At 41.8% G+C, this 15768-nt stretch carries 16 protein-coding genes; 3 read left to right on the top strand and 13 right to left on the bottom strand.

Annotated features, from left to right (window positions below; genetic code table 11):
- Nucleotides 1-112 precede the first annotated feature (112 nt).
- Together K0S23_RS12205 and gatC are read left to right on the top strand one after the other, a co-directional pair.
- Complete coding sequence (locus K0S23_RS12205) at nt 113-871, top strand: 1-acyl-sn-glycerol-3-phosphate acyltransferase (protein WP_300357729.1); 759 nt, start codon at nt 113-115, stop codon at nt 869-871.
- A gap of 27 nt (nt 872-898) precedes the next feature.
- Nucleotides 899-1192, top strand: coding sequence for an Asp-tRNA(Asn)/Glu-tRNA(Gln) amidotransferase subunit GatC (gatC, locus tag K0S23_RS12200; RefSeq protein WP_300357727.1), 294 nt, complete (start codon nt 899-901; stop codon nt 1190-1192).
- Between the two features lie 293 nt (nt 1193-1485).
- Here gatC and K0S23_RS12195 read toward each other — a convergent pair whose 3' ends face one another.
- The 12 genes from K0S23_RS12195 to K0S23_RS12140 all read right to left on the bottom strand — a co-directional run bounded on the left by K0S23_RS12195 (nt 1486) and on the right by K0S23_RS12140 (nt 12345).
- Complete coding sequence (locus K0S23_RS12195; protein ID WP_300357725.1) at nt 1486-1764, bottom strand: cytochrome c3 family protein; 279 nt, start codon at nt 1762-1764, stop codon at nt 1486-1488.
- Between the two features lie 42 nt (nt 1765-1806).
- A complete protein-coding gene (locus tag K0S23_RS12190) occupies nt 1807-2541 on the bottom strand; it encodes a hypothetical protein (RefSeq protein ID WP_300357722.1) in 735 nt (244 codons plus the stop codon).
- Nucleotides 2542-2616: 75 nt separating this feature from the next.
- Nucleotides 2617-3471: a hypothetical protein gene (locus K0S23_RS12185; RefSeq protein WP_300357718.1), complete on the bottom strand. Its 855-nt coding sequence runs from the start codon at nt 3469-3471 to the stop codon at nt 2617-2619.
- Between the two features lie 8 nt (nt 3472-3479).
- Nucleotides 3480-4073 carry a hypothetical protein gene (locus K0S23_RS12180; RefSeq protein ID WP_300357716.1) on the bottom strand — a complete coding sequence of 198 codons (594 nt, stop codon included), beginning with the start codon at nt 4071-4073 and terminating at the stop codon, nt 3480-3482.
- A 206-nt stretch (nt 4074-4279) separates the two neighbouring features.
- Nucleotides 4280-5473 carry a phosphoglycerate kinase gene (locus tag K0S23_RS12175; RefSeq protein WP_300357714.1) on the bottom strand — a complete coding sequence of 398 codons (1194 nt, stop codon included), beginning with the start codon at nt 5471-5473 and terminating at the stop codon, nt 4280-4282.
- A gap of 313 nt (nt 5474-5786) precedes the next feature.
- Entirely contained in the window at nt 5787-6602 is an 816-nt protein-coding gene (locus tag K0S23_RS12170) for a hypothetical protein (RefSeq protein ID WP_300357712.1), read from the bottom strand.
- Between the two features lies 1 nt (nt 6603).
- Entirely contained in the window at nt 6604-7620 is a 1017-nt protein-coding gene (locus K0S23_RS12165) for a glycosyltransferase family 9 protein (RefSeq protein WP_300357710.1), read from the bottom strand.
- Nucleotides 7607-8362 (bottom strand): glycosyltransferase family 2 protein, encoded by a 756-nt coding sequence (locus K0S23_RS12160; RefSeq protein ID WP_300357708.1) that lies wholly within the window; start codon nt 8360-8362, stop codon nt 7607-7609. The genes K0S23_RS12165 and K0S23_RS12160 overlap by 14 nt, the downstream gene beginning before the upstream one ends.
- 6 nt (nt 8363-8368) lie before the next feature.
- On the bottom strand, nt 8369-9967 hold the full coding sequence (locus tag K0S23_RS12155) for a lytic transglycosylase domain-containing protein (protein WP_300357706.1): 1599 nt from the start codon (nt 9965-9967) through the stop codon (nt 8369-8371).
- A gap of 15 nt (nt 9968-9982) precedes the next feature.
- A complete protein-coding gene (gene gatA / locus K0S23_RS12150; protein ID WP_300357704.1) occupies nt 9983-11389 on the bottom strand; it encodes an Asp-tRNA(Asn)/Glu-tRNA(Gln) amidotransferase subunit GatA in 1407 nt (468 codons plus the stop codon).
- A gap of 20 nt (nt 11390-11409) precedes the next feature.
- A complete protein-coding gene (tatA, locus tag K0S23_RS12145) occupies nt 11410-11586 on the bottom strand; it encodes a twin-arginine translocase TatA/TatE family subunit (RefSeq protein WP_300357702.1) in 177 nt (58 codons plus the stop codon).
- Between the two features lie 114 nt (nt 11587-11700).
- Nucleotides 11701-12345 carry a hypothetical protein gene (locus tag K0S23_RS12140; protein WP_300357700.1) on the bottom strand — a complete coding sequence of 215 codons (645 nt, stop codon included), beginning with the start codon at nt 12343-12345 and terminating at the stop codon, nt 11701-11703.
- Nucleotides 12346-12370: 25 nt separating this feature from the next.
- Between K0S23_RS12140 and recJ the strand changes: the two genes are divergently transcribed.
- Entirely contained in the window at nt 12371-14095 is a 1725-nt protein-coding gene (gene recJ, locus K0S23_RS12135) for a single-stranded-DNA-specific exonuclease RecJ (RefSeq protein ID WP_300357698.1), read from the top strand.
- 47 nt (nt 14096-14142) lie between these two features.
- On the opposite strand, the gene K0S23_RS12130 is transcribed toward recJ, so the two are convergent.
- Nucleotides 14143-15687: an acyl-CoA carboxylase subunit beta gene (locus K0S23_RS12130; protein ID WP_300357696.1), complete on the bottom strand. Its 1545-nt coding sequence runs from the start codon at nt 15685-15687 to the stop codon at nt 14143-14145.
- Nucleotides 15688-15768: the final 81 nt, after the last annotated feature.

Below are 15768 nucleotides of genomic sequence, written 5' to 3'. Positions count from 1 at the left end.
TTTTTGCGAATTTACTGGTTTCTTTCAGCTAATTTGAATGAATCGGGTAGAAATTCAATAGCGGGATTGTTTTTTGTGTTTGATTTTTGATTGGAAGCGTTATTTTTGAGAGGTGAAGCAGTTCCTGGGTGTCTTAAGTTTATGTTATAAGTTTTACGTTGGACTGGTTTTCGTTGCAACATTGCTATTCTTTTACCCATTCCTTTATTTGACTCTTTTGAGGGATTCCTGGAAAAAATGGAGTTTCCCCATTAATGTGGTTTGGAGTTCCTGTGTTCGATTGCTTTGCGGGATCTGGGTTCACCGTTTGAAAAGAGTATGTCTGCCCAAGGGTCCTTACATGATTGTTTCCAATCATACTTCCTATTTTGATATTTTCATTATGTATTCCATTTTGCCCAGACATCGTTTCTTATTCATGGGTAAAAGTGAGATTTTGAATTATCCCTTAATGAAGACCTTCTTCAAAAAACTGAATATTCCGGTTCATCGAAACGATAGAATGAAAGCGGCAAAATCATTTATCCAGGCAAAGAATGCAATTAGGGAAGGCTGGTCGATCGTTATTTTCCCGGAAGGAGGAATCCCGGATAATGATCTGCCTCAAATGGTTGAATTTAAATCCGGTGCATTCAAACTTTCCAAGAGTTGTGAGATTCCAATTGTTCCGATCACCTTTTTGGATCATTACCACATGTTCTCTGACCCTGACCAAATCTTAGGTTATGCACATCCCGGGGTTTCCCGTATTTATATGCACGATGCAATTTCAGTGGAGCAGCAAAAAACAATGACCGAAGATGAACTTTCGGCATATGTCTTTGATACTTTGGCTGGGCCGTTGAGAGAAAGAGGCCTGATGAAGAACTGATTGAATCAAATTTTGTAATTTTGCAGCATGGAAAAGATTTCAGAAGAAACAATTGATCACATTGCACATCTGTCACGACTTCGCTTTGAAGGTGACGATAAAGTTGCTATTCGCCAGGATCTGGATAAGATCATAGGCTTTATGGGGAAATTGTCTGAGATTCCTACAGATGATGTGGAACCTTTGATCTTCATGAGTGACGAAGTCAATGTATTGCGTGACGACGAACCGGAAGTAACGCTTACTCAAGCTGAAGCATTGAAAAACGCTCCGAAGAAAGATTCCGATTATTTCCGTATTCCGAAGGTCCTGGATAAGTAGAATTCTTAACCCTGACGAACAGTTCCAGTTGTCAGGATTTTAAATAAAGACTAAAGTAGATTTGAAATCACTTTGGTTTTAAAAAGACTACTTCCATTGACGCTACGGTCAAGGCTTTCAGCGCTCTTTCGAGCTTCGAATGTGAAACCTACTTCGCTCTTTCGAGCTTCGTAGGTTGAATGTAAACACTGCTTCACTAAAGTTTCGCAGTGTGAAAGGTGGGGTATCTAAGCTATATCCATGCTTTACCCATACTTAACAGTGGAAGTATCCGTACATAACCTATGTGGGATCTATAAGGAATCTCCCGTAATTTGTTTGTGGCATTTCATGCATAGATTCGCTGTCGGGATTCCATCCGTTTTTCCATCATTTGCAGAATTATGACAATACTTGCAATCAACCTGTGCATGCGCATCATGTGAAAAATCAATTTTGTGATCTGGTTTATGAGGCGTTTCTTTTTCTAACGGTAAAATTTTTGGATCTGGATTGGTACATCGATTCACCGATAAACTGATGATTGCCAAAAAGAACAGAAATAGAAGCGCGGATTGTTGGATGTGTTTCATTGAAACTAATTAGTTAAATTCAGGAATAGGAAACGTAGTTAATTAACTTCTTCTTGTTTTTCGTCTTACTTCATTATCAGCAATAACTGCATTTTCCGGAGGTGAAGATTTCTTTTCCGGATGTCCTGGAGTTTCAGGATTGTTTTTTGGGAGTTGTGCGATTCCTGTTTTAGGAACGGCGTTCTTTTCAGGTTGATAGGAAAGCATAGGAAGACGGATTTTCGGTTCCGGAAAGTCTTGTGGCTTATACACTATTGAAATATCACCCATTACAAATCCAATAGTAGTAATCAACTTAGGATCACAACTCAATTTTCTTGTATCTGTTTTACCTTCGAAAGGCTCTATTATTGCAGAATCAACAGTAACTTCCAGAGTGGAATCCGGTTCAGAAACAGGTACAGAATCAAGCTGCTCCATTTTAACCGGTATGGAATCCGTTTGTGCAAATACGAAATCAGCACCCAGGAAATCGGGTCCGAAACAAACTAAAAGCACGACTAAAAACTTTTGCCAGAATGGAATATCGGAGACAAGAATGTTCCGGTCAATCTCAATACGAATGCGCTCCACCTGATGAGCGTGGAAGCGGCCACACAATTTTTCTCCTTGTTTGTCTTTCAGGAAGGATCTGATCTCATTATCCGACTTTGAAGTGAAATCGATCACGCTCTTTTGACAGGATTGGCAAAAACGTCCGATAGTATCGACCTGCATGGAATTCCAGTTTTCGGAACAAGGATTGGTAAGGACAATTTTGGCTTGATTTGGTGTCATGAGCAGATTAAGTTTCCTGTTTCAGTTGTTTGTAAGACGCGAAAAATGTAAAAGATTGCCCTGGTGAAAAGAATTTTAAAACGCCCAGCCAACGCTTATCCCTGCATAGGGCTGAAATCTAATTTCGGCCTCGCCGCCTCTGAATACAAAGAGGTCCTTATTTGGAGTGTATTCTACATGAGGCATTCGTGCAACGAATAAGTCTGCCCCCAGGAAAAGATGTTGATTGATTTGTTGGCGGAAGTTGTATCTGACATAATAGCCTCCTCTGCTGAACTTGTAATCCTTAGGAGCTCTTTGGTTAGGATTTTCGCCGGGAATCTTCACATAACCCTGTAAATCATAATTCAAACCGTAATAAGCTCCTGCGGAGAATGTATGTTGTCTTTTGAGTTTGATATTGTTCGGATCGGTAATATTGTTCTCTCGAAGTATAAAGGAAAATCCGAGGGAAGCCGAAAGCCGGTTAATGCTGTTAATTACCTTGTAATTGCCGTGATCGTCCAGATCGTAAGAATAAAAGTCGGTTCTTACAGCTGCATATTTGTAATAGGTCAAACCCAAATCCAATTGCAATAGTTTATGGATCCAGTTTGGCTGCGCTTCTTCTGTTGGATCGGCAATCGGTTTTTGTGTGTTTATCAATGTGACTCCAAGCGCAATATCCGATAAAGAGTTCTTCCTGTTCACGTTCGGAGAGGTTTTTTCTCCTACGGAAAAAATATCGTATAGTCCCTGGTTATGCCTGGCGGTAATTGAAAGGTATTTATTGAATTGATAACTTATTTTCCCTTGAATGTTATACGAAATAGTCGAATTTAAACTTCCGTTTACCGGTGAGATTTCCAGTACGAGCTTATCACCGTTTTGTTGCCCGAATGAGAACATCGAAACCAGGCAGAATGAAATTATTTGAAACCGGATTTTCATTTTTACACTTATTTGAATGTATAGCCCAAACTTACGCCGAACCATGGAAATGCTTTGTATCCCAGGTTCATGAAATTCTGAAAGAAGGAATTTGAGGTCATGAGATTTCCGTTCCGGACATTGAAATTGGTATTGACCAATGCAACATGCGGTGTCAGCGTAGCTCTGAAGAACAAACCACTTTTATAGGGTTGAAAACGGTAGCCGATTTTCGGAGTGAAATACGTGTACATGTTCGATAATCTTTTTTGAGGTGATTCCAAACTGTAATCTTCCCCGACTTGAGTTGTTAATCCGACACCCAATTCCAAAAAGCTCCGTTTGGTACCAAATAACCAGTTATAAGAAACAGGTACTCCGAAATAGGCACCGTCGCCAAATCCAAATGATCTTGGAACAGCTATTATTCCAACAGTTAATGAACGTTTCCACTTTTTATCTGAATTGAAAAGCAGATCATAATTAAGCGATCCGGAAAAACCCTGCCCAAAAAGTTCAGCATACACGGTGTGTTTGTTTTTGATAGGAGGAGTTTCACTTTCCTGGCTGAATATTGGTGTTATGAATGCCAGGTGAAGGATCATTAAGATTGTTTTTTTCATGCATTGGTTTATTTGGTGGTGGGTATACTAACCGTCATTGATTCAATTGACGGATTAACTAACGCTATTTAGCTTCGAAGAAATAAATAATCTGAGATTTAATCTCATTAAATGACCATCTCCAGCCGGCGGTTGAAAATTTTGCTCTTTCAGATGAGCAGAGATTCAAAAAAAACCGATCTGCTTAACACAAACCGGTTTTCTCTTTAAGAACGGATCGCCTTGATTCCGGGCAACTCAATTCCTTCCAAATATTCTAACATTGCTCCACCACCGGTAGAGACATAACTTACTTTATCTGCCAATCCGAACTGGTTGATGGCTGCAACGGAATCTCCGCCGCCAATTAATGAGAAAGCACCTTTTTCGGTTGCACGGACAATCGCCTTTGCTACTTCTGCTGTTCCTTTCTGGAAATTGCTCATTTCAAAAACTCCCATCGGGCCGTTCCAAAGGATCAATTTTGAATCTTCAATGATTTCCGCGCATGCCTTAATGGAATCCGGACCAACATCCAATCCCATCCATCCGCTTGGGATTTCTCCTATCGGAACCAGTTGTGTGCTTGCGTTATTATCAAATTTATCCGCAACGATGGTATCACTTGGGATGTATAAATTAACTCCTTTTGCTTTCGCTTTTTCAATGATATCGTTCGCAACCGCTAAGAAATCATCTTCAACAAGAGAACTTCCGACTGATCCGCCCTGAGCTTTTATGAAGGTATAAGCCATTCCTCCGCCTACGATCAGGTTGTCTACTTTTTCAAGCAGTCGTTCGATAATGGTGATTTTTGATGAAACTTTTGCACCCCCAACAATTGCTGTCAATGGCTTGTCTTCACTGTTCAGTACGCGGTCAACACTTTTGATTTCGGCTTCCAATAACAAACCGAACATTTTATCATGCGGAAAGTAATTAGCGACAACCGTTGTTGAAGCGTGTGCCCGGTGAGCTGTCCCGAAGGCATCATTCACATAGCAATCGCCGTGTTTTGCCAGGTCCGCAGCGAAAGCTTCAGTTCCGGAAGTTTCCTGTTTGTAAAAGCGAACGTTTTCAAGCAAGAGAACTTCTCCGGGTTTCAAAGCTTTACTCATTTCAAGTGCAGCCGAACCAATACAATCAGAAGAGAATTTAATGCTTTTTCCAAGTAACTCTTCGATGCGGTGTTTAATATGACGCAGGGAAAATTTATCTTCCGGGCCTTCTTTCGGTCTTCCCAGATGTGACATAAGCACTACGCTTCCACCGTTTTCAAGAATATGCTTGATTGTTGGAAGGGCTGCGCGAATGCGGGTATCATCTGTTACTTCCAAGGTTTCTTTATTCAAGGGAACATTGAAATCCACACGCACCAATGCGCGTTTGTTCTGAAAATCGTAAGTTGCTATTGCTGCCATTAACGGAATCTTAATTTTTGGGCAAAGTTAGGGTAAAGATCGGAAACAGCAAATTAGTTATTACTTCCTCACTGTCGTTTACCTGGGACATATGCTTAATAATAGTCTTTACCAGCCGGAGTTGGTTTTGACTTAATTTTTTACCACAAATGCGCAGATAAAAGCTCGCCTACCGGTCTCGCTGAACCACTCAATATCCCTTCACTTTTTCGAAATTTAATGATTGGGGGTTCTTTTATGTATGTTGAAATATTTTAATGCGATATTTTCGATTTGCTCATTCATACATTTATGTCGTTTTATTGTAGATAGTTTAATTAAACAAAAACCACATTCCCATCAATCCTAAAGGCAGTTCCCACATGAATTCCAGCCGTAATTGATAACCGACTTTAAAGGAAATCAAATGACCAACTGCTCCGCAAAAGAGAATGAACAGCAATAGCCAGTGAAAGCCCAATACACTTGTTTGGAGCATTAGTGCGGCGACTAAGAGATTGAAACCAACATATTTTGCTCTCTGAACACCGATCAATTGCGGGATCGTTAATAAGGATTTCGGATCGTGAGAAACATCCCGGCTGTCGAATGGGATGATTTGAGCAAAGGTAGCGATGAAGACAAGTACGGGGATTCGCCAGTCGACCAGGTGCAGGGACTCTTCGGATGCAAAGGGAGTCAGGACAATAAGTGCCCAGCTGATTGAGATCAAACTGTTTTTAGCTAAGGGAATATTCCGAATGCCGTTTCCAATAAACCGAAGCGGAAGTGCATAAAGAGAAACAATTACTGCATTGATTCCGATCAGCGCGACTGCTTCTTTCGTGAATGGGATATAAAGCATGCTGATCAGGCAGGCAACGAAGTTTACAATAAACCAGGCGATTTGAAAGGGATAGGTGTTTTGCATCCAAAGCAATCTCCGATTGGACCGGACGGTATGATTTAACTGGCGTAGACGGAACAAACGATGGAGTTGATAGGCGCTCACAGTTCCGGTGAAACTCCAGACAGCAAATACTTCCATATGACCGAGCCGGAAATAAGTTCCAATACCGTAAACCAAACTTGTTACGCACAAAGCAACCCAGCTGTTTGTATAAATCAATATGCTGAGAAGGGGTCTCATGCTATTTTAGGATTTCATTCAAGACTTTTTCGACCGGGATTTGAGAAATGCAATCACACTCTTTTTTTGCCTTGCATTTAGGACATTCCGGATCAAAAACCAGGGTAGAGGAGAGGTTTCCCAGGGGACGCCATCTTCCCGGATGAATCGGGATTCTGGGAGAGAATAATCCCACAGCCTTTCTATTGAGAAAACCTGCAATATGAAGTGGTCCGGTACTACATGCTACCAAGCCGGAAGCATTTTTAATGAGCCAAATTAACTGGTCAATAGTTAATTTTCCGGTGGAATCGTGACACTTAGGGTCATTAGGGATTTGATCCCGAAATGATTTTCCTTCCTGTTCCGTACCTGTAAAAACAACCTCGTATCCTTTTACGATTAACTCTTTAGCAAGTTCAACATACTTATCAACAGGCCATTCCCTGGCACTTCCCTGTGATTTGGGATGAAGCACCACATACTTTTTAGCTGAAAGCGATTGCAGTTCGTCCGGGAGTTCGTGTTTTTCGCTAACAAATGCAGCGGTATATGCATTGATTTGTTCAAACGAAGGAATCTCTGAAAGTCCAAAGGGGCGAAGCAATTCAAAGTTTAATTGAGATTCGTGAAGCGGGGATTTTTTCCGGGTAAAATTGGGGCGTACGTTGCAGGTATTCAAATGAAAAAGCCGGTGAGATGTTCCGATTCTTGTCGGGACTTTTGCTTTCTTGAACAGTTTTGCCAATTCTTTTTTTGGAAAAACATGAACCACCACGTCAATTCCCAAACTTTCTATGGCATCTGCCTGTTCACTTTTAGACAAGGTGAATAAATCATCCACCTTAACAATATCGTCTACCGCAGTATAATATTTTACAATTGGGGCTGTGTAATTCTTACAGAAGAAAGTAATGCGGCAGGCAGGAAATTTTTCTTTGAGCCAGGCTGTCACCGGAAGTGTTAAAAGCACGTCACCAATACTGTCAACGCGACTGATTGCAATGTGTTTTCCGTTCCAATTTTTACTTTCCTTCACGATTCAGTCGTCTTAGTTCTTTATATTTTAGGATATTGGATTGGGCGCTTATCTGAGCAATTTTAAATCCTTTCCAGCCATCCAGAAACCCTAATTTAATAAAATACATGGCAATAAAGCGTCCTAGAGCACTAATTGTGGGCTTCAGCGGTCCTGCTTTCTTCCCTTTCGCATGAAATTTTTTAGCAGTTAAGAGCGAGTATTTGTCGGCCCGAGCCCGGTGATCTTCATAAGAATAGTAAGAATAATGTTCCAAAACTCCTTTTAACAGGGTCACTTCGGAAGAAGGATGTACCAATTCTTCGTGAACATATTCTCCGGCCCAATAGGAACCTTCTTTTGGAAACAAGCGGGGTTTGATATCCGGATACCATCCGCTGTGCCGAATCCATTTTCCCATGTAATTGGTTAAACGATTGACGGAATAAGTTCCCGAAAATCCTTTTTCTTTTTCTGATTTGATTTCGTTATAAAGCTCTTCACTCAAAGCTTCATCTGCATCAAGGGAAAGAATATAGTCGGAAGAAACGAGGCTGTTTAAATAGTTTTTGCTTGCGGAATAACCTTCCCAGGCCCTTTGTTCGAAACGAACGGGATATTTCGCGCAAATCCCAGCTGTCTTATCGGTAGAAAATGCATCGAGCACAATAATCTCATCAGCCAGGTCCCGAACGGATTTTAAACAGCGCTCAATGTTTCGCTCTTCGTTTAAAGTGATTATGACAACTGCAAGCGAGCTCATGATGACTTATTTTACACGTAATCGTTGTCCTACTCGGATTCGGCTCGGAGAAACTCCCGGATTCAGTCGCGACAGCTGATTCATGGTTAAACCATGTCTTGAGGCAATTTTAGAAAAAGTGTCCCCACTTCGGATCGAATAGTATTTTTTTGCAACTGCAGGAGTTGGAACGGGTGGAACGGGAGTTTTATTTGTAGCGTTGTGAATGCTGTCTTCCACGGCTTCCTTGTAGTCTTCGTTTTCAACGGTCGTACTGACCTTGGTTTGAATTTTCAGTAATTGATTTACTGTAATCCGGGCCGTAGTCAGATCATTCCAATCCATTAATTCCTGGATAGCGACGTTGTACTGAGCTGCGATACTTCCGAGACTTTCCCCTGCTTTCACTTTGTGATAGGTATAATTGATCGTTGTAATGACTTTCGTTTTCGGAACATCAATCTTGTCGACCGGGTTTGAAACTACCAAGCGATCATTTTTCGGATCAACCGCTACATCTGTTGGCAGGAGATTTTTGTACCCTCCCGAGCCATAAATACGTTGTTCCAAAGCATAAAGCGAATCCTCCAAACTAACCAGCAAACCAATTTTTTGCAATGGACCGGTAACACATTGCTGCGGAAAGGTTGGCGGAATATAAGAAGTTTTATATACCGGGTTCAAAGTCTGAATGTCTTCAACCGACCATGAAACCAATTTTTCTATGGTCTGCATATGAATTCCACGATTCAGGCAAAGTGTATCCAGTTGATAAAAATGAATTTTCGGTTCTGCAGGAAGCAAATTGTGCTCCGCGTGATAGGTCATCAAATAAGTTGCAGCGATGAAATTGGGCACATAGCCTTGTGTTTCCCGCGGTAAATAGGGTCTTACTTCCCAGTAAGTTCTTTTTCCCCCGGAACGGCGGATCGCTTTGTTGACATTTCCCGGTCCGGCATTGTACGCCGCCAAAGCCAGGTTCCAATCCCCGTAAATGTCGTATAGTTTTTTCAGGTAACGACAAGCAGCATCGGTTGCTTTCACAGGATCCATGCGCTCGTCCATGTATGAATTCTCTTTCAGACCGTATTGCTTTCCGGTGGCATACATAAACTGCCATAAACCAAGTGCTCCGGCACGGGACTTAACCTGTGGTCTCAATCCGCTTTCAATGACCGAAAGGTATTTCAGTTCGAGCGGGAGTCCGTATTCGGCAAGTTTTTCTTCGTACAGGTCAAAGTACAAGCGACCACGTCCGAGAGCCACCCGAACAAAATTCCGGCGATTCTGAGCAAAAAATTTGATGGTTGTAAGCGATACGTTGTTGCAATCAAATCCAAACGTGGAAACTTCATTGAGTTTTGCCAGTCGTTTGCAATAGTCTTCATCCGAAAATAAAGGAACTGTTCCTGCCTCGTATTCCAGGGCATCTACAATCGAATCGTAATTTGAGCCTTTTGCGAGATCATCGTAATAGAGATTCAGGCTTTGGTCAACTATTCGGATAAATACTTCCCCGGTTACGGTATCTTTAACCGGTGGTTTTGGTCTGCGTTGCGCAAATAAATCAGATGAATTCAGCAACGTGATAAAAAGCAAAAGAAGTACTAATCCGAATCGTTTCATAGGCAAATGGGGTGTTTAATTGTTCATGATCTGGTTAGTCAATGAGAAAATAGCTTCTTCATTGAAATCATCAGCCATAATTTGCAAACTCATAGGCAATCCGTTGCTGTGTGTTCCATGTGGAATTGCAATCGCGGGATTTCCGGTTAAGTTCGCATGTACCGTAAAAATATCTTGTAAATACATCTGGATCGGGTCATTGATTGATCCGAACTCAAATGCAGTGGATGGCGTTGTGGGTAAAATCAACAGATCAAACTGACTGAAGATCTCCTTGGTTTTGTTTTTCAACACACGTCTGACCTTCATTCCTTTTGTATAGTAAGCATCGTAATACCCATGAGATAAGACGAATGTACCGGCCATGATGCGTCTCTTAACCTCTACTCCAAATCCTTCGGAACGGGAAAGTGTATATGTCTGTTCAACTCCTTTTGCTTTCGGAGACTGATAACCGTAATGAACTCCGTCGAAACGCGAAAGATTGGACGATGCCTCGGCAGTCGTTAAGACGTAATATGTCGGGACTAAATATTCCAAATAAGGGAAGCTGACTCCTTCAACTGTATGACCCAAAGCACGCAGATCCGAAATGGTTTTTTCCATCATTTCACGCACTTCGCTGTCAATGTTTTCGTTCTCAAGTGCTTCTTTCAAATAAGCAATTTTCTTTTTCCCTATTTCAGGAATTTCCGTAGAAAAGCCAAGTGGTTTTGAAGAACTGGTTGCGTCCAGAGGGTCTTTTCCAGCCATGACTTCCATCACAAGTACGGTGTCTTCCAAATTGTTTGCAAAAGGACCGATCTGATCAAACGAAGATGCATAAGCAATCAGGCCGTAACGGCTAACTCTTCCGTAAGTTGGCTTAAACCCGAATGTTCCTGTGAAAGAAGCCGGTTGCCTGATCGAACCTCCGGTATCTGAACCCAAAGCAACGGTGCACATTCCTGCAGAAACAGAAACGGCGGAACCTCCTGAAGAACCTCCCGGTACATGTGTTGGTCGCAGGTTGTTTTTAACCGGACCATAGGCAGAAGTTTCGTTCGAACTTCCCATCGCAAATTCATCGCAGTTTAAGCGGCCGATGATAACTGCGTCTTCAGCTAGAAGCCGTTCAACAACAGTTGCGGAGTAGAGCGATTCAAAACCGCCGAGGATTTTTGACCCGGCGCTTACTGAGTGACCCTTATAGCAAATGTTATCCTTTAACCCGATAACCATTCCGGCCAATCTACCTGCTTTCCCTGAAGTTAGTTTTTGATCTACCAAACGAGCCTGATCCAAAGCGCTTTCTGTAAATACTTCCAGAAAGGCGTTCAGATCTTTATTCTTTTCAATTTGCTCTAAGTAAGAATGCACGATATTCTCCACAGATTTCCCTGCGGAGAGTGCAACTTTAACTTCCGAAAATGTTTTATACATGTAGAATGGATTGTCTTAATCTATTTTTTCTCTTCTGTAGTTGTTGGAGCAGAAGCACCCTCTTCGCCTTTACTAGCGTCCTTGAATTCTCTGATCCCTTTTCCAAGACCTTTCATTAATTCAGGAATTTTTTTACCTCCGAATAACAAAAGAACTACAGCTAGGATTAAAATAATTTCTGTTGCACCTAATTTCATAACATACTAATTTGTTGCAAAATTAAGGAAATATCAGATAAGTTTAGTGTTAAAAAATATGTCTGAGCGGGTTTTCGTCGAAAATTCCGGAGTTTTTGAGAAAATTACCGAGTGCTATTCTTTTGTATAGATCAACTTTTTTCCCGTAAACAGGCTTGCTTCCAAACGTTCCCACTGCTCAAAAGTGGGTGCAAGGATTGCTACTTCCGAACCGTAACGTGTAATTGTGTTGACCTGCAAAAGGGATTGAAACAAGGGTTGATAGTTCAATTCACTGTGTACGATCGTCATTTTCCCTCCTGCGAAAGTCACAATACTGGGCTCGAAATACATGCCTTCATGGAAATTGATGACGTATTTGTTTGAGTTGATTTTAACAAAGGTATTGAGTGAACCTTCACCTGCTATCAGAAGTTTTGATTCGACTCCATAGTAATAGTTTTCACCCTCCAAAACGCATGGCAGCGAATCATTGGCTTTGATTCCGAATATGTAATTTCCTCTTACCTGTAATTTGGAAGATTCGCGAACCTGTTCCCTGGTGATGCTGGCAATGGCAAAGGTGACAATTGAAATGCCTTTTTCATCGATCACATAAGTCACTTGCGAATCGCTACTTTTGTATTTTCCAAAGTGAATTTTATCAGTAGATAACTGTGAACTGCTTCCATAAGGAAGCGGATCAGAGAACTGGACGGTTTTTTGGGAAAAACTCAAAAATTGTACAAGCAGACTAAAAACAAGAAGAACTTTTTTCATAACTTATATTAGAAAACGGAAATTTATGCAAAAACACTGGTTTATCAAACAAAGACCTGCTTCTGACAAAATTCAAGCCACGGTTGATGACTTAAAAGTGAGTCCGATCATGGCTTCTTTACTAACTCAAAGAAATCTTACAACTCTGCCGGACATTCGTTCATTTTTCACTCCTGATTTAAGTGATCTGCACGATCCTTTTCTGATGTTACACATGTCTGAAGCGGTCCAGAGATTGGAAGCGGCGCTTGAGAATGGTGAGCGGATTATGATCTTCGGAGATTATGATGTGGACGGAACAACTGCCGTGGCTTTGGTCTACAGCGTCCTGAAGGATTTTGCCCCGGTTGAATTTTACATCCCTGACCGTTATGAAGAAGGTTACGGATTGTCTTACAACGGAATTAATACAGCATTGGAAAAAGGATGCAAATTATTGATCGCTTTGGATTGCGGGATCAAGGAAGTTGAAAAGGTAAAATACGCGAACGAAAAAGGATTGGACATCATTATTTGTGACCATCATACCCCGGGTTCCGTAATTCCGGATTGTATTGTTTTGGATCCAAAACAAGAGGGATGTGAGTATCCATTCAAAGAACTGTGCGGCTGTGGTGTCGGATTTAAATTACTTCAGGCATGGTTCTCAAAAAATGATAAAGCACCTGACCGGCTTTATGAATACCTGGATCTGGTGGCGATTGCCATTGGTGCGGACATTGTTTCGGTTACCGGAGAAAACAGGATTTTATGTAAACACGGTCTTCAGTATTTGAATAGTAATCCCCGTGCAGGAATTTTAGCACTTGTTGAACAGGCACAACGCTCATTCCCATTGGATTTGTCCAACGTGGTTTTTACCATTGCCCCACGAATCAATGCCGCAGGCCGTTTAAAAAGCGGTTCGAGGGCTGTTGAGCTGTTGCTGGCCGAATCGAAGGAAGAGGCAAAAAAGATTGCATTGGAAATTGATGAATACAATTCCGAAAGACGCATATTGGATGCACAAACAACGCTGGAAGCTTTGGATTTGATTGCTCAAGATGATCTTTTTATCAGTCGGAAATCGACGGTGGTTTTTCAATCCGGTTGGCATAAAGGTGTTGTGGGTATCGTTGCTTCGCGCTTAATCGAACATCATTACAGACCTACCATTGTTTTAACCGAAAATAAAGGAGAGGCAACCGGTTCGGCACGCTCGGTCTCGGGATTTAATGTATACGAGGCGATTACTTCGTGTGAGCATTTACTTACTCAATACGGCGGACATCAGCATGCAGCCGGCCTGTCTTTGCCCCTGGAAAATATTTCTTTGTTCAGAGAACATTTTGATGCCTACGTTCAGAAGAACATTCAAGCGATTGATGAAGTAGAAGAATTGGTTATTGACCTGGAAATTGCCGCTTCAAATTTGTTCCTGGCCGGAGAATCGGTGCTTCAGGTCCCGCGGATTTACCGTATGTTGGAGCAGATGGAGCCATTTGGCCCGGGAAATGACAAACCGGTCTTTTGTATTCGAAATGCATATGCCAGTAAACAGCGCATTTTAAAGGAAGCACATTTGAAGTTTGATTTGGTGGATCCTGTTTCAGGAATAGAACTTTCTGCCATCGGATTCAATATGGCGGATAAAGCCGATCTGATTGCCGCCGGCTGCGCATTTGATTGTGCTTTTACGCTTGAAACAAATACTTGGCAAAACCGAACGACCCTGCAAATTCAGGTGAGGGATATTCGGGAAACCTTATAAAACAAGTTGGGGCGCGATTAATCGCGCCCCAACTTGTTTATGAAATATTACAAGGGAATATTCCCGTGTTTTTTCTTTGGTAATGTTTCGGATTTTTTCTCCAGTGATTTGAAAGCAGCAATTAAGGTGCTTCTGGTTTCTTCCGGTAAAATAACCGCATCTACGAAACCTCTTTCAGCTGCACGATAAGGATTGGCGAACATCTCTGCGTATTCCGCTTCTTTTTCTTTCCATTTTGCTTCCTTGTCTTCAGCAGCAGCAATTTCAGCTTTGAAGATAATTTCCGCAGCTCCTTTAGCTCCCATTACAGCAATTTCCGCAGTTGGCCACGCATAATTTAAATCTGCACCAATGTTTTTGGAGTTCATTACATCAAATGCACCACCATAAGCTTTGCGGGTAATTACGGTAATTCTTGGAACGGTAGCTTCGGAAAAAGCATAAAGCAATTTTGCTCCATGCGTGATGATTCCGCGCCATTCCTGGTCTGTCCCCGGAAGGAAGCCCGGTACATCTTCCAATACTAAAAGAGGAATATTGAATGAATCACAGAAACGAACAAAGCGTGCACCTTTTCTGGAAGAATCAATATCCAAAACCCCGGCCATTGAAGCAGGCTGATTTGCAATTATTCCAACGGATCTTCCGTCTAAGCGTGCAAAACCAACAACAATGTTAGGTGCGAATTCAGCCTGTACTTCGCGGAATGTGTCGTCATCGATCAGACAATCAATGATTTCGCGTATATCATACGGCAAGTTTGAATTATCCGGAATGATATGCTGAATGCGGTTCATTTTTTCTTTAGCGAATAAAGCTGTTCCGTATTGGGGAGCCAGTTCCATGGCATTTTGCGGCATGTATGTAAGCAAGTCGCGTACTTTTCGCAAGCATTCAACATCATTTGCAGCCGTAAAATGGGTAACACCTGATTTTTCAGCATGTGCTTTCGCTCCACCCAGATCTTCCGAACTAACTTCTTCGTGTGTTACTGTTTTCACGACGTTCGGTCCGGTTACAAACATGTATGAAGTATCTTCAACCATAAAGACAAAATCTGTCAATGCAGGAGAATAAACCGCACCACCGGCGCAAGGCCCCATGATCACTGAGATTTGAGGAATTGCTCCTGAAGCCCGTGTATTGCGGTAGAAAATATCTGCGTAACCTGCTAAGGAAACGACTCCTTCCTGGATTCTGGCACCTCCCGAATCATTTAAACCGATAACCGGCGCACCATTTTTCATGGCAAGATCCAAAACCTTGCAGATTTTTTGAGCATGTGTTTCTGAAAGGGAACCTCCAAGAACAGTGAAATCCTGGGAGAAGGCATAAACAACTCTTCCGTGAATTGTACCGAAACCGGTGATCACACCATCGCCCGGGCTCTTTGTTTTGTCCAGTCCGAATGAAGTAGCACGATGCTCCACAAACATTCCGATTTCCTGGAATGAGCCTTCATCCATCAGCAAAATAATTCGTTCCCGTGCGCTTAGTTTCCCCTGAGCATGTTGTTTGTCAATTCTTGCTTGTCCGCCCCCTAATTGAGCGGCATCGCGTTTTTGAATTAATTCAGCATTCTTTTCTTTCATGAAAAAAGGTTTGTGGGGACCAAAGATACACTTTCATGTTAAAGTGAGAAGTCAAAAGGTAAAAGTTAGAAAAGAGCGTTA

The sequence above is a fragment of the Fluviicola sp. genome, from assembly GCF_029266855.1.
GTDB lineage: Bacteria > Bacteroidota > Bacteroidia > Flavobacteriales_D > Crocinitomicaceae > Fluviicola.
The sequence above is the reverse complement of the archived record's forward strand: the minus strand, read 5'-3'. Positions and strand labels throughout refer to the sequence as shown.

Coding starts and splice junctions, on each gene's coding strand:
- gatC (WP_300357727.1), top strand. CDS start 899: ATGGAAAAGATTTCAGAAGAAACAATTGATCACATTGCACATCTGTCA.
- K0S23_RS12195 (WP_300357725.1), bottom strand. CDS start 1,764: ATGAAACACATCCAACAATCCGCGCTTCTATTTCTGTTCTTTTTGGCA.
- K0S23_RS12190 (WP_300357722.1), bottom strand. CDS start 2,541: ATGACACCAAATCAAGCCAAAATTGTCCTTACCAATCCTTGTTCCGAA.
- K0S23_RS12185 (WP_300357718.1), bottom strand. CDS start 3,471: ATGAAAATCCGGTTTCAAATAATTTCATTCTGCCTGGTTTCGATGTTC.
- K0S23_RS12180 (WP_300357716.1), bottom strand. CDS start 4,073: ATGAAAAAAACAATCTTAATGATCCTTCACCTGGCATTCATAACACCA.
- K0S23_RS12175 (WP_300357714.1), bottom strand. CDS start 5,473: ATGGCAGCAATAGCAACTTACGATTTTCAGAACAAACGCGCATTGGTG.
- K0S23_RS12170 (WP_300357712.1), bottom strand. CDS start 6,602: ATGAGACCCCTTCTCAGCATATTGATTTATACAAACAGCTGGGTTGCT.
- K0S23_RS12160 (WP_300357708.1), bottom strand. CDS start 8,362: ATGAGCTCGCTTGCAGTTGTCATAATCACTTTAAACGAAGAGCGAAAC.
- K0S23_RS12155 (WP_300357706.1), bottom strand. CDS start 9,967: ATGAAACGATTCGGATTAGTACTTCTTTTGCTTTTTATCACGTTGCTG.
- gatA (WP_300357704.1), bottom strand. CDS start 11,389: ATGTATAAAACATTTTCGGAAGTTAAAGTTGCACTCTCCGCAGGGAAA.
- tatA (WP_300357702.1), bottom strand. CDS start 11,586: ATGAAATTAGGTGCAACAGAAATTATTTTAATCCTAGCTGTAGTTCTT.
- K0S23_RS12140 (WP_300357700.1), bottom strand. CDS start 12,345: ATGAAAAAAGTTCTTCTTGTTTTTAGTCTGCTTGTACAATTTTTGAGT.
- recJ (WP_300357698.1), top strand. CDS start 12,371: ATGCAAAAACACTGGTTTATCAAACAAAGACCTGCTTCTGACAAAATT.
- K0S23_RS12130 (WP_300357696.1), bottom strand. CDS start 15,687: ATGAAAGAAAAGAATGCTGAATTAATTCAAAAACGCGATGCCGCTCAA.